The sequence below is a fragment of the Roseburia sp. AF20-18LB genome (assembly GCF_003461185.1).
GTDB classification, from domain to species: Bacteria; Bacillota; Clostridia; order Lachnospirales; family Lachnospiraceae; genus Roseburia_C; species Roseburia_C amylophila.
This window is the reverse complement of sequence record NZ_QTWP01000002.1, coordinates 220,836-240,385: the sequence shown is the minus strand read 5'-3', so window position 1 is coordinate 240,385 and position 19,550 is coordinate 220,836. Positions and strand designations below refer to the sequence as shown.

At 42.3% G+C, this 19,550-nt stretch carries 17 protein-coding genes; 10 read left to right on the top strand and 7 right to left on the bottom strand.

Translation table 11 applies throughout. The annotated features are described in order from the left end of the window. Nucleotides 1–81 precede the first annotated feature (81 nt). The gene (locus DWX65_RS05820) at nucleotides 82–2,196 is read right to left on the bottom strand and encodes a methyl-accepting chemotaxis protein (protein WP_242997820.1); all 2,115 of its coding nucleotides are present in this window, start codon (nucleotides 2,194–2,196) and stop codon (nucleotides 82–84) included. A 290-nt stretch (nucleotides 2,197–2,486) separates the two neighbouring features. On the opposite strand from DWX65_RS05820, the gene thiE reads away from it, so the two are divergent. From thiE to thiM, 5 genes are all read left to right on the top strand, one after another. Further along, the gene (gene thiE / locus DWX65_RS05815; protein WP_117841261.1) at nucleotides 2,487–3,134 is read left to right on the top strand and encodes a thiamine phosphate synthase; all 648 of its coding nucleotides are present in this window, start codon (nucleotides 2,487–2,489) and stop codon (nucleotides 3,132–3,134) included. Nucleotides 3,135–3,534: 400 nt separating this feature from the next. Further along, nucleotides 3,535–4,338, top strand: a complete 804-nt coding sequence (gene thiD / locus DWX65_RS05805; protein ID WP_117841259.1) for a bifunctional hydroxymethylpyrimidine kinase/phosphomethylpyrimidine kinase — start codon at nucleotides 3,535–3,537, stop codon at nucleotides 4,336–4,338. Next, a complete protein-coding gene (gene cytX / locus DWX65_RS05800; protein WP_117698459.1) occupies nucleotides 4,331–5,515 on the top strand; it encodes a putative hydroxymethylpyrimidine transporter CytX in 1,185 nt (394 codons plus the stop codon). The genes thiD and cytX overlap by 8 nt, the downstream gene beginning before the upstream one ends. Nucleotides 5,516–5,557: 42 nt before the next feature. Continuing rightward, on the top strand, nucleotides 5,558–6,073 hold the full coding sequence (gene thiW / locus DWX65_RS05795) for an energy coupling factor transporter S component ThiW (protein ID WP_022243897.1): 516 nt from the start codon (nucleotides 5,558–5,560) through the stop codon (nucleotides 6,071–6,073). Nucleotides 6,074–6,076: 3 nt separating this feature from the next. Beyond that, complete coding sequence (gene thiM / locus DWX65_RS05790; RefSeq protein ID WP_118173029.1) at nucleotides 6,077–6,877, top strand: hydroxyethylthiazole kinase; 801 nt, start codon at nucleotides 6,077–6,079, stop codon at nucleotides 6,875–6,877. Between the two features lie 21 nt (nucleotides 6,878–6,898). Here the strand turns inward: thiM and DWX65_RS05785 are convergent, their stop codons facing one another. Together DWX65_RS05785 and DWX65_RS05780 are read right to left on the bottom strand one after the other, a co-directional pair. After that, nucleotides 6,899–7,777: a YitT family protein gene (locus DWX65_RS05785; protein WP_117698457.1), complete on the bottom strand. Its 879-nt coding sequence runs from the start codon at nucleotides 7,775–7,777 to the stop codon at nucleotides 6,899–6,901. A gap of 18 nt (nucleotides 7,778–7,795) precedes the next feature. Beyond that, nucleotides 7,796–9,748, bottom strand: coding sequence for a helicase-related protein (locus DWX65_RS05780; RefSeq protein ID WP_118173028.1), 1,953 nt, complete (start codon nucleotides 9,746–9,748; stop codon nucleotides 7,796–7,798). A gap of 401 nt (nucleotides 9,749–10,149) precedes the next feature. Here DWX65_RS05780 and DWX65_RS14820 point away from each other — a divergent pair, with 401 nt between their 5' ends. Then, the gene (locus tag DWX65_RS14820) at nucleotides 10,150–10,461 is read left to right on the top strand and encodes a hypothetical protein (protein WP_147339141.1); all 312 of its coding nucleotides are present in this window, start codon (nucleotides 10,150–10,152) and stop codon (nucleotides 10,459–10,461) included. An 86-nt stretch (nucleotides 10,462–10,547) separates the two neighbouring features. Continuing rightward, nucleotides 10,548–11,933 (top strand): MATE family efflux transporter, encoded by a 1,386-nt coding sequence (locus DWX65_RS05770; protein WP_118173026.1) that lies wholly within the window; start codon nucleotides 10,548–10,550, stop codon nucleotides 11,931–11,933. Between the two features lie 160 nt (nucleotides 11,934–12,093). Here DWX65_RS05770 and DWX65_RS14950 read toward each other — a convergent pair whose 3' ends face one another. Next, nucleotides 12,094–12,918, bottom strand: coding sequence for a TPM domain-containing protein (locus DWX65_RS14950; protein WP_158564705.1), 825 nt, complete (start codon nucleotides 12,916–12,918; stop codon nucleotides 12,094–12,096). After that, nucleotides 12,911–14,506, bottom strand: coding sequence for a zinc ribbon domain-containing protein (locus tag DWX65_RS05760; RefSeq protein ID WP_117842139.1), 1,596 nt, complete (start codon nucleotides 14,504–14,506; stop codon nucleotides 12,911–12,913). The genes DWX65_RS14950 and DWX65_RS05760 overlap by 8 nt, the downstream gene beginning before the upstream one ends. A 680-nt stretch (nucleotides 14,507–15,186) precedes the next feature. Between DWX65_RS05760 and DWX65_RS05755 the strand changes: the two genes are divergently transcribed. Beyond that, a complete protein-coding gene (locus tag DWX65_RS05755; RefSeq protein WP_117698453.1) occupies nucleotides 15,187–15,453 on the top strand; it encodes an RDAC family protein in 267 nt (88 codons plus the stop codon). Between the two features lie 50 nt (nucleotides 15,454–15,503). Here the strand turns inward: DWX65_RS05755 and DWX65_RS05750 are convergent, their stop codons facing one another. Next, complete coding sequence (locus DWX65_RS05750; RefSeq protein WP_118173025.1) at nucleotides 15,504–16,622, bottom strand: DUF4422 domain-containing protein; 1,119 nt, start codon at nucleotides 16,620–16,622, stop codon at nucleotides 15,504–15,506. A 135-nt stretch (nucleotides 16,623–16,757) separates the two neighbouring features. Between DWX65_RS05750 and DWX65_RS05745 the strand changes: the two genes are divergently transcribed. Both DWX65_RS05745 and DWX65_RS05740 read left to right on the top strand, forming a co-directional pair. Then, complete coding sequence (locus tag DWX65_RS05745) at nucleotides 16,758–17,519, top strand: LysM peptidoglycan-binding domain-containing protein (protein WP_118173024.1); 762 nt, start codon at nucleotides 16,758–16,760, stop codon at nucleotides 17,517–17,519. Nucleotides 17,520–17,699: 180 nt separating this feature from the next. After that, on the top strand, nucleotides 17,700–18,128 hold the full coding sequence (locus DWX65_RS05740; RefSeq protein WP_118173023.1) for a hypothetical protein: 429 nt from the start codon (nucleotides 17,700–17,702) through the stop codon (nucleotides 18,126–18,128). A 783-nt stretch (nucleotides 18,129–18,911) separates the two neighbouring features. On the opposite strand, the gene DWX65_RS05735 is transcribed toward DWX65_RS05740, so the two are convergent. After that, nucleotides 18,912–19,175, bottom strand: a complete 264-nt coding sequence (locus DWX65_RS05735) for a TIGR03905 family TSCPD domain-containing protein (protein WP_022244527.1) — start codon at nucleotides 19,173–19,175, stop codon at nucleotides 18,912–18,914. Between the last annotated feature and the right edge of the window lie 375 nt (nucleotides 19,176–19,550).

Genomic DNA, 19,550 nt, shown 5'->3' with positions numbered 1-19,550 from the left:
TATAAAATACAGACAGAAAAGAAAACTTATAGAAAAAAACTCATAGTAAATTCCGACTGGGAATCTGCTATGAGTTTTCTTTTATCCTAACAACTGTTCTACATAATCTTTGATTGCCAGATTATCTTCCGGCATCTGGCAGCCGACGATATACATGCCTTCGTCGTCGGAACTTCGGATAATATGACCTTCCAAAGCAGCCTGATCTGGTAAATCAAAGGAAAGGATATTTAAGAGAATATCAGTCCCTTTGCTATCTGCAAAGAACGGTGCATCGCAAAGGAAAGCAAATCCGTTGGCACTGATATTTTCCATACGTCCATGGAAGGTTTCTCCGGTGTTCTTAACTGTAATATTACAGAAATTGGAAAGGTCGGCACGAGGATATTTCCGTCTGTTTAAAATATTTGGACTGCCGGTGATTTCTACGACGAAATCAGAGGTTATTTTATCTACATGGATGGAAGCATTATCCCAGCAGTATAGTACATTTCCAACAGTAATCTGGATGGAACAGGATTCACTGTTACGAAGAGAAAGCTTTTCTTCCAGGGAAAGTATAATCTGGTTGGAATACTGTTTCAGAACTTCACCATGGAAATCATGGTCGGGGTTTTTCGTCAGGCGGATAGTTGCTTTCATACCAGGATTGATATCTTCAATACCCATGAAGCCGCCGATTCCAAGCTTGCACATTAACGCCTGGATTTCATTTTCTATGCTGTTAATATTGTTAGCACTTTCATCATATTTACTTACCATACGCTGACTGATATCATCGGAATCATGAATGCAGAGTGTCATGGTATCGACAATTTCAGAAATATACTTCATGTTTTCTACTAACTGTCGGTTTGATGTTTCCACTTCTTTGATTGCATTGTCAATGACCTGTATATGCTCACCCATCTGAGATGAGTCAGCGGTAATTTTATTTACGTTTTCGCCGGTCAGTGTGACTTTCTCAAGAGTAAGCTGAATAAGTTTTAAGGTCTCTTCAATGGATTTTGTCATCTTGCCGGAGATTTCATCCAAACGCATCAGCGCATCCTGGATCTGTTTGGATGAAGCCTTGGTTTCAGTGCTCAAGGTACGGATTTCTTCAGCAACAACAGCAAATCCTTTTCCTGCTTCTCCGGCTCTTGCAGCTTCGATGGAAGCATTTAATGCCAAAAGGTTTGTCTGACCGGAAATATTATCAATGGTTCCGGTTTCAGATTTTACTTTTTCAAATTCAGAAGTAAATTCCGTAAGAACCTGTTCTACTTCGCTGGAAAGCTTTGACATAGTGCCGGCAGTTGTAACCAGACCCTCTAAGTCGGTAGAACTAATCTGTGCATGGTGAATGGATTCATCCGTCAAAGATACCATTTCGTGAATCATGGATACAACATGCTCAACCTGGGAATTGATGTCAGTTGTCATATCAAGGGAAGAAGTCGTACGGTTCTGTAATTCCTGATTGTTGTTGGTCAGATTATTCATTCCTTTTAAGACAACGTCAGAACCGTGTTTATTTTCATTAGCCAGTTCCCGGACAACGGTAATGCCATCCATAACGTTATTGCTGGCAGTTTTCACCTTTTCTACGGTATTTACCACACGGTGTAAATCATTCTTAATGCTGTCTGTTAATGCACCGTCAGCTTCATTTAAGTGGCGGATGGACATGATATAACAGATATAGCACAGAATCAGGCAGGATATCTGCAGCTGATAATTCTTTACGTCAGTAGCAGTGGTGCAGCTTAATACCATATAGCGGTAAATAATACTGATTACTACGCTGATAGTATTTGCAATACCGCACTGCAGCATGAATTTCCGGTCTTTAAAAATAATTAAAAGACTGGTTACCGGCAGAATGTAGGTAAATGCAATTGGGGATGCTGTGGTACATAAAAGATAAGTATAAAAGATACCGTAACCAAGCACCAGTATATAGCGATAGATGTCAGTAGTTTTGCCTTTGATTTTTAGAAATAATTCTCCAATAAAAAATGGAATCCAGCAGAGCAGAACAAAATAGAGATACTGCTTCGATGGATAGAGACCGTTGGACATATCGGCACCATAGTTAGCGGTCAGCAGCAGGGAAAATACAAGCCAGATTCTGCGGGCTTTGATATTGGCCTTGGCTTTAAAAACATTTTCATCATAATTCATAGATATTCTTAATCCTTCTCTTTCGTACAATGATATAATAAGCTAAACTAATTCTAAGCCATTTTTTTGTGGTTTTCAAGGTATTTTATGGAAAACATAGCTTGCTTTTTTGTGGGGAATGTGTATAATGAAAATCGTTGAAAAACGGGGTGCTCGCACAGGCGGGCTGAGAGTAAGCAGAAGCTTTAACCCAGAACCTGATTTGGATAATGCCAACGTAGGGAGATAACGAAACGCAGGTGCGATTACTTAGTGTGCAGGAATCTTTTTTACAGAGGTCCTGCACTTTTGTTTTTGCAGGTAGTGAGGAGAAATCACATATGAATATTACAAGAGAACAGCTTCTTCTTTATGCCGTTACCGACCGTAGCTGGCTTAAGGGAGAGACCTTATATGAGCAGGTAGAAAAAGCATTGAAGGGCGGAGTTACTTTAGTGCAGCTTCGGGAAAAAGAATTATCTGAGCCGGAATTTGAAGCAGAAGGCAGAAGCCTTTTGGAACTCTGCCACCGTTATAGGGTACCATTGATCATCAATGATAATGTGGAACTGGCAGAAAGGATAGGAGCCGATGGCGTGCATGTGGGACAGTCCGATATGGAGCTGACCCGTGCAAGAGAAATTCTTGGAACAGATAAAATCATCGGAGTGACTGCGAAAACAATAGAACAGGCACAGGCAGCAGAAAGAGCCGGTGCAGATTACTTGGGAAGCGGAGCTGTATTTGGCAGCAGCACCAAGACTGATGCAAAGCCGATGGAACTAACCCTGCTGCAGGAAATCTGTCAGAGCGTCACCATCCCCGTAGTCGCAATTGGCGGCATCAACCACGATAACATCCTGAAATTAAAAGGATGCGAAATTGCAGGAGCAGCAGTTGTAAGTGGAATCTTCGCATGTGAAGACATCGAAGAGGGAACGAAAGAACTGTTGCAAAAAGTAAATATGGTAGTAAAAAATCATGAATAAGATAGGACATAAAAAAGTCTTACTTATATAAAGTGCAGATGATGATAAGATGAGTCTTATTTTGAATGAGGAAACACGCTGTCCTTGGAATACCATTTCTTTGTCTTTCCTGGGACACTTGGATTTCCCCTATTCAACAGGCAACGCCGGCATCATGGATGTGCCGGCGAGGCGGAATGGAGCATGGATGCAACTTTTCGCCGTTTGCCGGAAAAAAGATATACTTATGGGAAATTCTAGTGACCCTGAAAGACAAAGAAGGTATGCAAGGGCAGCGGGATTGCTCATTGGAAATATAGTAAGATATATCATCGCCTGCAATGTAATAACAAACCACAGCGGCAGATTGGGGGCACCACCTTAGGTCGCTATACAAAATTAATGCAAAGGAGACAAATGTATGAACACAGCATTAACAATCGCTGGAAGTGATTCCAGTGGAGGCGCCGGCATCCAGGCAGATATTAAGACGATGACCGCCAATGGCGTATACGCCATGAGTGCGATCACGGCACTTACTGCCCAGAATACAACCGGCGTAACAGACATTATGGAGGTAACTCCAGAATTTTTGGCAGAGGAGCTGGATCGTATTTTTACGGATATATATCCGGATGCAGTGAAGACCGGAATGGTCTCTTCAAGTGCTCTGATAGAGACAATTGCGGACAAACTGACAGCGTACCACGCAAAAAATATAGTCGTGGATCCTGTTATGGTAGCGACCAGCGGAGCAAAGCTCATCAGCGATGACGCTATCGGTACATTGAAAACTAAATTATTGCCTCTGGCAACTGTTATAACCCCAAATATCCCGGAAGCGGAAGTGCTTTCCGGTATGGAGATAAAGACAGAAGCAGATATGGAAAAAGCAGCAGAAATCATTTGTAAAACCTTCGGTTGTGCCGTGCTGTTAAAAGGCGGACATCAGTTAAATGATGCCAATGATTTGCTCTGGCAGAAGGACAAAGAGCCGGTATGGTTCCACGGAAAGAGAATTGACAATCCAAACACCCACGGAACCGGTTGTACCTTATCATCTGCCATAGCATCTAATCTTGCCAAGGGACGCAGCCTGGAAACATCCGTGCAGTACGCAAAGAATTACATATCCGGCGCACTGGCAGCCATGTTGGATCTGGGAAAGGGAAGCGGCCCGATGAATCACGCATTTGCAATAGAAGGAGAATATACCAATGAATGAGAAGAAGACATCTGTATTCAGTAACGGATTAATCTGGTTTGGAGCCGGTGTATCCATTGCTGAAATTTTAACCGGAACATATTTTGCACCACTTGGATTTGGAAAAGCCATGGCAGCTATCTTATTAGGACACTTAATCGGTGGACTGATGATGTTTGCAGCAGGAATGATTGGTGCAAGAGAACGAAGAAGTGCCATGGAAACCGTAAAAATGAGCTTTGGAGAGAAGGGAAGTCTTCTTTTTGCAGCGTTGAATGTATTGCAGCTGGTAGGCTGGACTGCCATAATGATTTATGATGGCGCACTGGCAGCCAACGGTGTCATTCCGGTAGCAAACTGGTTCTGGGCAGCCATTATCGGAGTTCTCATTATCCTTTGGATCCTGATTGGACTTACGAATCTTGGGAAGCTCAATACCGTTGCAATGACCGCATTATTTATCCTGTCACTGGTATTGTTTAAAGTGATTTTTATTGGAAATGGAGCCATTCCGGCAATTGTGGATGATGGAAGCCTTACCTTTGGCGCAGCCGTAGAGCTTGCGGTAGCAATGCCACTTTCCTGGCTGCCATTAATCAGTGATTATACAAGAGAAGCAGAAAAACCATTTGCAGCAACCGCAGTCAGCGTTGTTGTATACAGTCTGGTCAGTATTTTCATGTATGTCATTGGTATGGGTGCAGCACTTATTACCGGTGAATATGATATTGCACAGATTATGTTAAAGACCGGATTTGGTATCGTAGGACTTGTGATTATCATTTTCTCAACAGTAACAACGACTTTCTTGGATGCTTATTCTGCAGGTGTTTCCAGTGTATCCATTTCTGAGAAAATCAATGAGAAATGGGCAGCAATTATTGTAACGGTAATCGGAACTGTTGCAGCAATTGTATATCCAATGGATAACATTACAAATTTCTTATATCTTATCGGTTCTGTCTTTGCTCCGATGATTGCCGTACAGATTGCAGATTACTTTATTTTAAAGAAAGCCAATGCAAAAGACATGGCATTTCAGTGGCGTAATCTTGGTGTCTGGCTTATCGGATTTGTGCTTTACCGTGTGCTGATGCACATTGATACTCCGGTTGGAAATACACTTCCGGATATGGTGGTTACCGTCATTCTCTGCGTGATTGTGGAAAAAGTTGCAGAAGCAGTAAAGAAAAACTAAGAGGTTCCCGTCCTCTCGGATGGGAACAGAAGAGAGGACAAAATGAATCACAAATCAAACTTAAAGAAATTAACCGTAACCGCAATTTTTGCAGCAATCGCAGTCGTAGGAAGCCTGTTTTCATTTCCGGTATTCGGCTCAAAATGTGCCCCGGTACAGCATCTTGTAAACGTACTGTGTGCTGTTCTAGTAGGACCTTGGTGGGGACTTGCCCAGGCATTTATTGCATCCTTAATCCGTAACCTTTTAGCATTGGGAAGTCCACTGGCATTTCCGGGAAGTATGTGTGGAGCACTTCTTGGCGGACTCCTTTATAAATATGGAAAGAAACTCCCATTTGCATATATCGGTGAGGTAGTAGGAACCGGAATTATCGGTGGAATGCTTTCTTATCCGGTTGCTTATCTGGTAATGGGAAATACAGCAGCTGCATTATTTACTTTTGTAGTACCATTCTTAATCAGTACCTGTGGCGGAACTATTATTGCAATGATTATTACCATTCCTTTAAAGAAATCAGGAATGTTAGCAAAAATGAAAGACAGTCTGGAGAACTAGAGTATGGAATTAGAAGCCGGAAAAATTGCAGAACTGCATCATGAGATAAAAAAGAAACGTCCGGTCATTCACTGTATAACCAATGCGGTGACCGTCAATGACTGTGCCAATATTCTGCTGGCAGCAGGCGCATCTCCGACCATGGCACATCATCCGCTGGAAGTGGAAGAGATAACAGAAGGGGCAGCAGCCTTAGTCTGCAATCTTGGAGCTATTGCGGATTTTGAAGCTATGGAAAAAGCCGGAAAGAAAGCGGATGAAATGGGACATGCCATTGTATTAGACCCGGTAGGAATTTCAGGTTCTACTTACCGGCGGATGCAATGCCAGACTTTGATAAAAGAAATTCACCCGACCTGCATTCGGGGAAATTATTCTGAGATTCGTGCACTGTTAAAGGACTGCAATACCGTAACCGGTGTGGATGCATCGGATAAGTCTATTGATGTGGAAAGCATGAAACAGTATGCGAAAGTACAGAAGACCATACTGATTGCATCCGGTGCAGTGGATGTGATTACGGATGGCGTAGAAGTCTTTGAATGCAGAAGAGGTCATGAAATGATGGCACATATTACCGGAAGCGGTTGTATGTCATCGGTTATGCTGGGTGCATTTCTTGGAACAGAAGCAACCATAGAAGCGGCAGCAGCCTGCTGCAGTTTTATTGGATTGTGCGGCGAGGCAGCCGCAGAAAAAACAAAGGAATGTCAGGGCGGTACCATGACATTCCGAAATGTTTTCATCGATGAAGTTTCGTTGATGACACCGGAGAAAATTTATGACCGGTATCAGGAAAAGTAGTTTTGTATACCAGATGATGCATTAATCATTTGGAGTATTGTGAAACCGGCCTTCCAATTCCTCCGTCTTTACAATATTGATAAATGCGTGTGGGTCGATGGAACGTATCATAGGAATTAACTGGCGCTTAGCCTCCGTATTAATGACGGAGTAGATAAGCGTCTTTTCTTTTTCTTCATAACAGCCAATGCCCTGAAAGAGGGTGGCATCGTGGTTGGTGGTTTCCCGGATCGCATGATAAATTTCATTGGATTTATCAGAAATAATAAACAGAGTCTCTTTCTTGTAACGCTTATAAAGCATCTGAATTACCTGTGTGCTGCAGAACTGGTAAATAATGGAATAAAGTGCAATAGACCAGCCAAAGAGAGCACCTGCAATGGCAAGGATAATGACATTGCCAAGGAGAATATAATTCCATGCATCAATTCCCTTCTGGGAAGAAAGATAAATACTGATAAAATCGGTTCCACCGGTAGTAGTTCCAACGTTTAAGCACAGGCAGATGGCAAATCCGTTTAAAAGACCACCGAACACACTGATTAAAAGAACATCCTGTGTAAATACATAAGCCGGCAGCAGGTCTACGAAAATACTGGATAAGAAAATCGTAAGAATCGAGTACCAGGTAAATTTTTTCCCAAGGAACCGGAAACCGATATAGATTGGGAAAATATTTAAAGCCACGTTGAAAAAGGTATATGGAATATCAATATGGAAAAAGGTCAGTCCGATTTCCTGCAAGAGCAGGGATACTCCGGAAAAGCCACCCGGAAATAATCCGGCAGTTTTCGCAAAACAACGCAGGTTCCATGCATACAGAATCGATGCAAAAAATACGATGAAAATCCGGAAGACCTGATAAAATTTTGGATGTTTGGACTCAATGGAAAGAAACATAATGATTACCTCCTGTTATCAGATTTTTTTATAGGGACTGTGTCCATAACACTTCTCACAGACCCGGAACGGATAACCTACCGGCAGCGTTACGCCGCAGTATTTACAGGTGCGGATATAATCCTTCTTATCTTTGGCAAGAAGCTTCATAATTGTATCTTCTGTCTTTTCCCGTTCCCGGTTTAATCGCTCGCTATCAGAAATTTTTCCCATTCTGGTGGAAAACTGATGGTACAAGTCCAACATTTTATAAAAAGTTTCGTAACGCATCAGTCCCTTGTCATTACACATAATCAGTGATGGAAAATGAAGGGAGACATCAGCAGTATAGGTTTTACAGTAATAGAGCCACAAATCAACGATATCCCGGTTTTTGATATCAATGGAGCAGGTCAGCATCCGGTAGAGTGTATGTTTATCCTCAAACCCATCGATTTCTTTACGGGCTTTATATGCCTTATCATATAGAAAGAGAATTTCGTCAATGCTGATTTTCTCAAAAGGAGCAGAGGGCTCTACGGATTTCCATATTTTTAAAATGGCATTTAATGGCTCGTCCATATCTAAAAGGACATGTGGGAAACCAAGGCTTACCTTCTTAATAACCGGTTCCGGCTGGTCAAAACGTTTGGCAATATAATTTCTGGCATCCTCGCCCATGGCATTGACATAACCGGTGTCATACATGCCAAACCGTCCGGCACGTCCGGCAATCTGCCGTATCTCCGGAATATTAAGCGGGCGGGTGGAAATGCCGTCATACTTTTCTGTCTGGATAAAAACAATTCTTCGTACCGGAAGATTCAGTCCCATACCGATGGCATCGGTGGAAACCACTACTTTTGTTTCGTGGCTTAAGAAAAGACGAATCTGTCTTCTGCGGATTTCCGGTGGAAGACTGCCGTAGATGACACTGGCACGAATTCCCTCACGTTCTAATCGTCCGGCAATGTCTAAGACAGCACGCTTGGTAAAAGTGATTAGTGCATCACCTTCTGTGACATCATCCGGAAAAACAAATGCCTCTTGCTCACAGACCAGTGCAGTTTTCCGTTCATAGTGGCGAACCTCAAAGGTGTCATCGCAAAGGGCTATGAGGTGGGTAACAACTTCCTCGGCAGCAGGACTCATGCAGATATGGATTTCATCTGCTTTTACCCCCAGAATAGCGCGGGTCCAGGAGTGCCCACGGTCACGGTCTGCAATCATCTGTGCTTCATCAATAACGGCAATATCATAGTGCTGTTCCATGTCCAACATTTCAATGGTAGAAGAAGTAATCCGGCTGTTTTCCTCCGGAATGCATTCCTCTCCGGTAAGCATCGTACAGGCAATGCCGGCATCTTTCATTTTCTCATAGATTTCCAGCGCCAGAAGACGCAAAGGACCAAGATAGACTCCGCACGAAGCCTCTTTTAAACGCTCTAATGCGTGATAAGTTTTGCCACAGTTGGTAGGACCAACATGCAGGATAAAATGCCGCTGCATGCCTCTGGTCTGTGGAAATTCTGTTTCCGGTTTCAACGGAACCATCCCGACAATCTGATGACGCATTCCAAATTGTCCATACTGATGGCACAAATCCTTTAAGGTGCGCCGGCAGATTGCAAGGGGCATTTCCTGATATAAAAAGTTTAAGAAACGCTCTGTAATTAATTCCGGTTCCTCGTCCCGCAGGGAACTGATATCAAGACGGACCAGCTCAGCAACAAGATAAGTCTCAAACTGCATAATATAAATGGGATTGGCATCCCGATAAACAAAATAGGAAAGATTACGGAGCTGACGGTGATAATTCTCCAGCTGCGGCTGCTTTATCTTCGGAGAATGGATAGCCAGCAGTTCCTTGGAAAGCCGCTGCATCCGCTTCGGATAAGGACCTGTTTCCGGTATCGTTTTTTTATGCTTCTTTTTCGCAAAGGTTTTATACTGGGCACAATAGAATTGTACCAATTTATCTGTCTGTATCATACGACCTCCATATCTATGCTAAGTATACCATTCTTTGGGTATGGTTGCAAAAGACATATTTTTCACTTTACAGGAAATTGCTTTCCTGTAAAGTAAGAAACGCTCCGCGAGGATGCGCACTGCGGCGTATAAGGTAGATGTCGCAAGCGACCGCCGCAGGCGCGAGAATGTGCCAAGGCACATTCTATGTTCTATGAAATCTCATCCACCGCTGGTTTGACTTCGGAGAAAATGGGTGTTACAATCGTTCGGTATGAAATGCTTTATGCAGGCGATGGGGAAAGCTTATAAGATAATACAAAATCATTGGTTATTCAGCAATTGCCTGTTTGGGACTGGAAAATCCCACAGTTCTAAAGTACATGTTTTTCTTTTTGCTATGAAAACAGTCTTTTCCATGTTTGACAGTAATACTGCACCGTTCGCTGAAATACGGATGCATTTTAAGGACTGTTAGGGGCACTTGGAATTTCGTCTGGCAACAGGCAACGCTGGTACAGGGATGTACCAGCGAGGCACAGATGAACATGGATGTGAATTTGTGCCGGTTGCCAGACCGGGCAGATTGCAAATCGAAATTCCCTAGTGCCCTTTGCAGGACTTATGTGGCATCCGTATCCAGCGGACAGTACAGTATTCCAGTCAAAGCAGGCAAAAGACAGTTTACAATCAAGAAAAACATGCACCTAAGAACTGTTGGCATTTTCCGTTAAAAAACAGTTAATTGCTGAATAACCAATTGATTATATATATTAAGTTATAAGCTTTCCCCCTCGCCGGAGAAAGAAAGGAGACCGTGATGGAACACACAGTAGAAACTACGAAGAATCCGCTGGCGGAAGAAAAAATCGGGAAACTGATTGCCCGCTTTGCAATACCGGCAATCATCAGCATGCTGGTAAGTTCCCTTTATAATATAGTAGATCAGATATTTATCGGACAGGGCGTTGGCATGCTTGGAAATGCTGCAACAAATATTGCATTTCCGGTATCCATTATCTGCACGGCAACGGCATTGTTACTTGGAATCGGAAGTGCATCCAATTATAATCTGGAAACCGGAAAAGGAAATGTAGAAGAAGCAAACAAGATTGCAGGAACAGGACTGGGTCTGTTGTTTATCTGTGGAGTGATAATTGCAGTAATCGTATTGCTGTTTTTAAATCCGCTGCTGTATTTATTTGGTGTAACACCGGATGTGCTGCCATATGCACAGGATTATACATTTATTACAGCCTTTGGAATCCCGTTTCTGGTATCCACAACCGGCGGAACGCATCTGATCCGTGCGGACAGAAGCCCGACCTATTCCATGACCTGTATGCTTGTGGGTGCAATTATCAACACGATCTTAGACCCGTTATTTATTTTTACATTTAACTGGGGAATCAAAGGAGCCGCATGGGCGACTGTAATCGGACAGTTTGTATCAGGTCTGCTTGTTATTATATATTTTGTAAAATTCCGTAAAATGGAACTTCGGCTTTCCATGCTTCGTCCGAGGGTAAAATATATGAAAGCGATTGCAGCATTGGGAATGGCTTCCTGCATCAACCAGATAGCCATGGCAATCGTGCAGATTACCATGAATAATACGCTGCGTCATTACGGAGAAATGTCTGTATATGGAACAGATATCCCCCTTGCCTGCGTTGGAATTATCTCAAAAGTAAATATGGTATTTATGGCAATCTGTATTGGAATTTCCCAGGGCTGTCAGCCAATCTGGGGCTTTAATTATGGAGCGGGAAGTTTTGGGAGAGTAAGAAAAACATTCTGGCTTGCCTTTGAGATATCCGTGCTGGTGGGGGTTGCATTTTTTATTGTATTTCAGATATTTCCACATCAGCTGGTGACGGTATTTGGTGATGGAAGTACAGAATATTTCCAGTTCGCAGAGCGGTATTTCAGAATTTTTATGTTTATGACATTTATCAATGGAATCCAGCCAATGTCTTCTAGTTTCTTTACATCCATTGGAAAAGCCAGACTTGGTATTGTTGTATCACTGACCAGGCAGGTGCTGTTTTTACTGCCGCTGATTCTTATTTTCCCTTTGTTTATGGGAATCGACGGAGTAATGTATGCAGGACCAATCGCAGATGCCGCTGCAGCTGTCGTTGCCATTTTCTATGCACTGCGTGAATTAAATATCATGAAAAATTTAGAAAAGAAAGCAGTATAAAAAATATCAATATAAAAAACGTTAAAAAGAATCCCATGGAAAACAGAAATATTCTCCATGGGATTTTTGCTATTTCCGGACATCTGCAGGAATTTGCCGGTGGCAGGTCCTACAGGTTATGAAATAGCGGTATAAAACGGCAAAAGGCAGGTCTTTGGGATTAGAAGCTGTGGCCGCCGCCACCGCCGCCACTGCTACTGCCACCGCCGCCACTGCTGCTGCCACCGCCGCCGCTGCTGCCACCGCTGCCGCTGCTGGAAGGCGGACTGTAGACACGGGATTGCCGGATAAAGCGGACATTTGGATTGGCAATATTGCACTGTGTAAATACCTTTCCTAAAAGATCTGTTTTCGATGGTCTCTTCGCACGGGAGAAGGAACGTACCAGAAAATAATTTAACAACAAAGCAATGATAACTGCTAAAAAGGCATTACTGATATATTTCATCGGCTGCGCAATTTTTCGCCCTTCGAGCAATGTATTAATCTGACCAAAAGCGGTAAATGCACAGGTGTAATAATCACCATCAGAGGCATATTTGTATACATTATCGGTGATAGTGTTGGCATAACTTTTCGTAATGGTTTCATAAATGGTTCCGTTGCTGTGAATCCAGATGTTCCGATTGTCCATATCAATGAGAAATACGGTTGCACTGGTGGAACCGAAGGTGTCGCGGTAATAGCTTCGGATATAATCCTCAGTAGAATAGTAAGGATTGTAATCGATGGATTTAAAAGCAACACTTCCGTAAGTGGTAATCGGAGCCATCTCTTTTCCAAGGGTGGTTTCTTCCTCGTCTGTTAAAAGGTTGGCATCGTCCTCAACGATAACCTGATAACCGGTGCTTTTATTGGTATAGGTCTTGGTTTCGGCTTTGCAGGTAATACTTCCGTTAAGTAAGAGGAAGAAACATGCAAGCAGGCAGCCAAGAATTATTTTTGCAGAAAAAGAGCTGTATTTCTTCTTATATGTATCAGGCACGGTCATCACCTCCCTGTCGGTTAAACTGCGGCAGTTTCCGCATGGTAAGCATATTGTATTCCTTTAAAATGCTAAGAAGCGTAAAAATAATACCGGCAAAAGATACAATTGCACCACCATAGTAATAAAGGTCGGAAACCGGATGCAGGAAAGTAATCATTCCAGCTGCAGCAATGGAAATTAAAGCTCCTAGGAATCCCGGAATTTTTCCACGGGTGGTTGTTTCGCTGAACTGGGAAAATCCAAACAGCGAAGTCAGAACCCCACCGCCGATAACAATAAGCATGACAATTTTAGAAAATGAAAAACCGCCGGAACTAAAGATTCCCATTAGAACCTGAATTGCAAATACACCTAAAAACAGATAAGGAATTATTTTTTCGAATTTAGATTTCATGCTTTTATGGGGCTTTAAGTTTACTTTTACTTTGGCTTCTTTCTTGACATTTCCCTGTTTGGACTGATATCCCCTGTCATTCTCATAGGTTTCCTGACTATGGATTTCGCTCAGCTCCACAAAATAAATAATGGAGGCAAAAAGTGCCAGTGCCGCAGAAAGTATCAGGGTTGAAGCAGGCCGTATGGTAAAGAAAAGATTTAAAAGCAGAAAAACCGGGATAGCCAGTAGAAAGGAACCGAGTAAAAATTTACGTCTATCTACCGGGATATCAGCAGCAACCTTTCCGGTCTGTCCATTGACCGTAGCGTAGGCAACGCGGTCTTTGTTACGGTAGGATAAGAACCATACCGGAAGCATGGCGCTGGCAGCTTCCTTGCATTCCGTATTTAATGCATAACTCATATAATGGTTTGTTTCCGGATAAATAAAATTAAATTCCTGGAAGGCAGGTATTTTTTTGACTTTGGAATAAGTCTGTTCATTGGCAATGGCTTTTGCGTCCTCCAGATAAATATCGCTGTCCACATCGGCAGTATCAGCATAGAAACCACACAGAATGGACGGAGTAAAACTTTTCATGCCGCGCACATCAAAGGGAGCAATATTCTCGCTGATAACATCCGAAAAAGAAGAAGACGCATCATAAGAGAGACCTTTATAATAGGCATCCGTCTGGCAGAGCAGATTATAGTGGTCGGTTACAATATAGTTACCTTCCCGGTGGCTTTTTTCAGCCGGCAGCTGTACTGTACCTTCGTGGGTAATGTTATATACCCAGTAAGGCATATAAATCCCACGGAAATTGTCTACATTGCGTGGGTCTTTCAGTTCCTTAGGGGCAAAAATGGCATGGCGCATCATTTTGCCATAAGCCTTCTTGCAGTCCTCCTTGGTAATCTGGAAAGGAACAATGTAGTCCGGACGTTTTTCCCTGGCAATCCGGCTGTCAAGAATCGTAGAAGCACCACAGAAACTACAGAATCCGGTTGCAGCATTCTCGGTACTTAAGATTTCACCGCCGCATTGCGGACAGGTGAAAATGTTGACATCATAAGTAGATGTCTCCACAGCATCGTGATCCTTCTGATAGCTGTAAGGATTCAGCTGTGTGTGACAGTAGTCACAGAAAAGTGATTGTGTTGGAATATCAAACCTCAGATTTCCTCCACAATTGGGACATTCATACATAACATTCTCCTCTTTTGATTTAATATACTCAGGTATTGACCGCACAAGGATACGTTGTCCCCGGAAAACTTCTGGTATCGAAGACCTTTGTTTTAGATATAAAAATACCGAATTTCTAATGTGTGTGTTTCACTTTTGGTTATAAAAACTATCTTTCCAATGTTTGACAAAATCACTGTACGGTTCGTCGAAATGCAGATGCCTTATAACGACTGCTAGGGGCACTTGGAATTTCGCCTGAAAACCGGCAACACTGGCACAGGGATGTGCCAGAGAGGTGCATATGAGCACGGATGTGAATTTGCACCGGTTGCCGGATAAAGTGATATATTGTCCGAAATTTCCGGTGCCCCTTGCAGCCGTTAGGTGGCATCTACAATCGACGGACAGTGCAGCGATTCCGTCAAAGCAACGGAAAGACAGTTTACCATCAAGCGAAACACACACATAAGAAATGCAGGTATTTCATATTATAAAAACAAAAGGTTCTTCGATACCAAAGTTTTCCGGTATCAACTTATCTCGTTGACAATGACCTAATGTAATATACTAATATGGTAATAGAAATATAACAGAAAGTAAATACATTTTACTTTATATTTTCAGAAAATTGAGTTATAATATATATATCTAGAAGTAATACGAGAGAGTTGTCATACGACCGTAGAGGAGGGGTGCTTATGAGACAGGAATTTACTTATAACCAGATTGCACACCTGAATGCAGCGTTACATGAACAACGCCTGCCATACCGTATTAGCTTTCATGATGCGGAGACAGCCGTTGTAGAACCGTTAGGATTTTGTGCATGTGATGGTAAAGAGGGTATGCTCAAAGCGGCAATTGAAGCATTTTTTGAAAAAGAGGGAATGACCGTAACATTCTCTGACCATTGCGAAATTATTTCACCGGGATGCCGGACCGTTTCTGTGGCAGCCTGCCAGTAGAAACAGGTGAAACCGGAAAGATGGGCAGATTAGAAGGAAGAAGCCGGAATTCAAAAATCTTTGAGATGGGAACAGATTTTTGAAAATACGTTCTCTTTTAAGTCCTCATCAGAACAGAACATTTGAATCGCTATATCCACTGCTTTCGGAGAGAGAGCAGTGGATTTTTTGAGCCATGAAATATCAGCGGCAGACTCTGTCCCTGTAAGAAAATGATTTACAATTTCATTTAACCGGTGACAGAATTCCATCAGGGAATGATAATCATGAATCATATCTAAAAGGTTATGCCCGTAAAGTTCCTGTTCGAAGGAACAGGTAGAAATCACCTGCATGCAAAGACGCAGTTCGCCGGTAATATCAGAAGCTTCCATCAGAATGTCCGGACGTTTCACATAGTTTTCCATGAAAATGGACTGGGCTTTCTGGTAGTCACCATCTGCGAAACATTTTGCCAGAGATTCCCGGAGCACTCTTGTTTCATGTTTTTCGCCGGACATCCCCACCATACATTCATAAGTGGAGAGATTCTGCTTCGCAATGTAAACTGTTAACAGAAATTCCGACAGGAATCCAAACAACCGCTTGCAGTAATTATCATAGCTGCTGATATCGACCCGGCGTTCCACTTCAAAGAGAATGTCAAACAGCCATTCGCAGTAGGCATCAAAGCGTTCCTTTGAAGCAATGAAAATATTTCCAAAATAAGTATGCACATCATGAACCATATGGTGAAAAACAGGCAAATAGTCAGGGTATTTTTCAGAAATGACCTGCTCAGTAATCAGCAGATCCTTCTGGTGATGGTTCTGACTGAAACCATTAAAATAGGAAGTATTTAAAGTCAGAAGCTTTGGTGTAATCATGTCATGATTCTGAAGCAGCCGCATCAGCTCATTTTCCGTGAAAATAAGCCCCTGCTTATTTATGAGATAACGGCGGTAATGACAGATGCCGATATAATCGCAGGCATGGTAATTTTTCCAGAGCCAGTAAATGCCGGTCAGCTCGCAGAAACTTTTGTTTTTCCGGGAAATATTGTCTCCGGTATCATCCGCAAGACAGCCCAATCCCGGAGAAATTGCATGTCCGACCTGCAGGGGAACATACATGGAATCAGTGGGAGCTTTAAATTGTTTGTGGGTCATAACGAATATTTTAATGGACATAATACACCTCGCAAAAACATGCTTTTCCCTTACTGTATACGCAATCACATTCCCTGGCAAGAGCAAATCGGGGAACCAATCAACATTTTTGACATAAACTAATACGAAAGTAAGAAAGAATGGAAAGAGGTCAGCGTGAACTGCAGCAATTCAATCGAACATACCGTGGAAGCCGGGGATACATTATACAAACTTTCCCGGCAGTATAAGACAACGGTATCCTCTATTATTTTAAGCAATCCAAGGATAAATCCTTACAATTTACAGATTGGAATGAAGATAGAAATATGTCCGGGCAGAGAATACACAAGACCGGAAATGTCGGGAAATACAGGAAATTCCGGGATTTCCAATAACAACGGAAAAGGAAATTTAAAAGAACTGATGCGGATGGCATGGCTGAATCATACTTACCTGCTCCGGATGCTTTTGGTCAGCATGGCGGCGGATTTGCCGGATCAGCAGGAGCTGGTTACTGCATTAATTGATAATGCAGAGGAAATAGCAGACCTTTTCGGCAGATATTATCCGGAAAATACGGTGCACAGCCTCAGAGATTTACTGGTGCGCCATGTAGAACTTACCGGTGGACTGATTACCCAGAAAAAAGAAGGGAGAACGAAGGATACGGCGGAGCAGGTACGCCGGTTAAACGAAAATGCAGACCGCATCGCAGAACTTTTAGCATCTGCAACACCGGAATATGAAGAAAGTGCATTAAAAGAAATGTTCCGTATGCATGTAGAACTGATTGGACAGGAAATCAGTGAGCGGCTTGCCGGTAATTATGAAAAAGATTTACAGACATTCTGGAATATCCAGCGGCAGATTATTGCCATGGCAGATTATCTTGCCAGCGGACTGGAAACAGAGGCAAAGGAATCCGGGCTTCGTTAAAGAAAAGGCATTAAAAAGTATTATTTCTTATGGTTTCACAGCAGAAGCGGCTGTGTTATAATAGAAAAACAGGACAAAAATAACCGGGGCTGTCCGAATGCAACTGCGGACAGCCACAACATAAAAGTACCAGTACAAAAAGAATAGAAAATAGAAGAAAATAGAAGGAGACAGCAAAAAATGACACCAGAATTTTTAAACAGTACATTAGAGCATTTATATGAAAGAACCAAAGAGGGAAAGCAGCACTGGAATGTTGAAATGAAGACCAGCGAATATAAAGAGGAATCCGAAAAGCCGGTTGTAGAAGCCGACGGAAAGCAGTGGGTAGTAGATGAGTGTTATACGGCCTATTCCTGCGAAGAGCATGGAAATGAATTTGTGATGATTACCTATGAAAATATTGAGACCTGCGGAGAAGAAGTGCGGAGCACCAACATGGTATTCCTGCCGGATCCGAATGTCCGCTATTTTGATTTGGAACGGCTGGCCCAGTATGCAATTCTTCCAAGCCAGAAATTGATGGAGACCATTCATCAGTTATTTACTCTTCTGCTTTCTCTTCAGAAGGAAGAAAGTGCCCAGGTAGAGTGGAAAGTCAGCGAATAGGAAATGGCATTATCGGCAGACTGCAAATATACTCGTTTCCTAATATTTGTTTTAACAATTTGAATAAAACTGAAAATTCAGATAATTTACACAATATATGTAATATAATAAAGTAAATACGAAAAATAATTAAGAAAATTCTAAAAATAGTATTGACAAATGAACTATAGTTAGATATAATCAAATCATCAAAAGAAACAAATGAACGGAAACAAAGTAAGGAGGAGATTCCACCAGAAAGAGAAGGAACAAACTCATAATAATGTAAGAGGAGGTCGATACCACCAGGATATTAAATCAGAATCGGACAAGCGTTTAGACGAAGAGAAACGCAATAGTAAGAAAGGAAGGTACGGTCCAATGCAGAGCTGATAGATATTATGAAACCTGACATAATAAATAATAAAATCAGATTCAGTTCATGGATTCAGAATCGGAAGGAAAACCTGAGGTAAATACAAAAGAAAAGTGGATGGAGAATCAGAACGGAAACGTAAAGATATGGTTCCAGTCCAACAGGACTCAGAAGCGAACGGATTCAGGAGGAAGGGTTCAGGGATTGAAGACGAAATATACGAAATGAGGTAAAAGTCCAATGGACGAAATAGTATGAAAGGGCATCATCTTAAGAGAATTTAGATGATGCCCTTTTTCACATTACAGGGAATTGCTTTCCTGTAAAGTAAAAAACGCTCCGCGAGGATGCGCACTGCAGCGTATAAGGTAGATGTCGCAAGCGACCGCCGCAGGCGCGGGAATGTGCCAAGGCACATCTTTGTTCTGTTATGCTTCTTTTTTCTGCGCTTCAAGGGCTGCTAAGCATGCCTGGGCAAGTTGGTCGCCACAGGAAGTGGATTTGAATCCACAGGTGATGCCCTTTAATTTTTCTTCTACTTCTTCTACCGTTAATCCTTCTACCAAAGAAGAGATAGCCTTTAAGTTGCCGTTACATCCGTTGGTAAAGGTAACATGTTTTAAAACATTTCCCTCTAAATCCAAATCAATCTGGGTGGAACAGGTTCCTTTGGTTTTGTATGTGTAATGCATAAGAAACTCCTTTCTATACCTGGACTTGTTGTCAGGCGATTGCAAAATGAAAAATAGTGTATGACATATTTTTTATGAGGTGAAAGGCTCCTCTTCTTTTCCGATATGAAATATTGTAACTCTAAGCGCTTTATTTTCCTTTTTGTTATATCGACTGTCTTTTCAATGTTTGACAATGATTCCAGAATTGTCCGCCGGAGTGCGGATACCTTGGCAAAGCTGCTAGGGGCACTTGGAATTTCACTGGCAACCGGCAACACTGGCACAGGGATGTGCCAGTGAGGTGTATCTGAACACGGATGTGAATATACACCGGTTGCCGGACATAATCATGATTTCATCGAAATTCCTAGTGCCCCTTGCGGGTTTGGCGTT

Coding starts and splice junctions, on each gene's coding strand:
- thiE (WP_117841261.1), top strand. CDS start 2,487: ATGAATATTACAAGAGAACAGCTTCTTCTTTATGCCGTTACCGACCGT.
- thiD (WP_117841259.1), top strand. CDS start 3,535: ATGAACACAGCATTAACAATCGCTGGAAGTGATTCCAGTGGAGGCGCC.
- cytX (WP_117698459.1), top strand. CDS start 4,331: ATGAATGAGAAGAAGACATCTGTATTCAGTAACGGATTAATCTGGTTT.
- thiW (WP_022243897.1), top strand. CDS start 5,558: ATGAATCACAAATCAAACTTAAAGAAATTAACCGTAACCGCAATTTTT.
- thiM (WP_118173029.1), top strand. CDS start 6,077: ATGGAATTAGAAGCCGGAAAAATTGCAGAACTGCATCATGAGATAAAA.
- DWX65_RS05785 (WP_117698457.1), bottom strand. CDS start 7,777: ATGTTTCTTTCCATTGAGTCCAAACATCCAAAATTTTATCAGGTCTTC.
- DWX65_RS05780 (WP_118173028.1), bottom strand. CDS start 9,748: ATGATACAGACAGATAAATTGGTACAATTCTATTGTGCCCAGTATAAA.
- DWX65_RS05770 (WP_118173026.1), top strand. CDS start 10,548: ATGGAACACACAGTAGAAACTACGAAGAATCCGCTGGCGGAAGAAAAA.
- DWX65_RS05760 (WP_117842139.1), bottom strand. CDS start 14,506: ATGTATGAATGTCCCAATTGTGGAGGAAATCTGAGGTTTGATATTCCA.
- DWX65_RS05755 (WP_117698453.1), top strand. CDS start 15,187: ATGAGACAGGAATTTACTTATAACCAGATTGCACACCTGAATGCAGCG.
- DWX65_RS05750 (WP_118173025.1), bottom strand. CDS start 16,622: ATGTCCATTAAAATATTCGTTATGACCCACAAACAATTTAAAGCTCCC.
- DWX65_RS05740 (WP_118173023.1), top strand. CDS start 17,700: ATGACACCAGAATTTTTAAACAGTACATTAGAGCATTTATATGAAAGA.
- DWX65_RS05735 (WP_022244527.1), bottom strand. CDS start 19,175: ATGCATTACACATACAAAACCAAAGGAACCTGTTCCACCCAGATTGAT.